Annotated in this window: 1 pseudogene; it reads left to right on the top strand. The window is 63.8% G+C overall.

What is annotated here, in order from left to right:
• Positions 1–25 precede the first annotated feature (25 nt).
• A pseudogene (locus ACP7AU_RS17785) lies at positions 26–660 on the top strand (IS5 family transposase); the annotation flags it as partial.

The following is a 660-nucleotide window of genomic DNA, read 5'->3' as shown; positions in this document are numbered from 1 at the left end:
TCACTGGTGGCAGGAGGAGCCTGTCATGAGTGATCTGTTCTGGCTGACGGACAAGCAGATGCGGCGGATCGAGCCGTATTTCCCGCTCTCGCATGGCATCCCACGGGTGGATGACAAGCGGGTGCTGAGTGGCATCATCTTCGTGATCCGCAACGGCCTGCGCTGGCGTGATGCGCCCAAGGACTACGGGCCGCACAAGACGATCTACAACCGGTTCATTCGCTGGAGCCGGTTGGGCGTGTTCAACCGGATCTTCGCTGAACTGTCGGCCAAGGGGCCCCGGCCGGAGCGATTGATGATCGACGCCACCCACCTGAAGGCCCACCGGACAGCGGCCAGCCTGCTCAAAAAGGGGCTGTTCCCCGACGTATCGGACGCACCAAGGGCGGGCTGAACTCCAAGCTCCACGCCGTGTGCGACGGCCAGGGGCGTCCGTTGGTCCTGTTGCTCTCCGAAGGCCAGATGAGTGACTACAAGGGAGCCGCCCTGATGATCGACGCTCTGCCCAAAGCCAAGGCCATGCTGGGCGACCGGGGCTACGACGCCGACTGGTTCCGGGCCGCCCTGATCCAGCGGGGCATCACCCCGTGCATCCCTTCAAAGGCCAACCGAAAGGTCCAGATCGATCACGACCGAACCCTCTATCGCCAGCGCCACAGG

This window comes from Brevundimonas sp. SL161, assembly GCF_049896985.1.
Classification (GTDB): Bacteria; Pseudomonadota; Alphaproteobacteria; order Caulobacterales; family Caulobacteraceae; genus Brevundimonas.
This window is presented reverse-complemented; position numbering and strand designations above follow the sequence as displayed.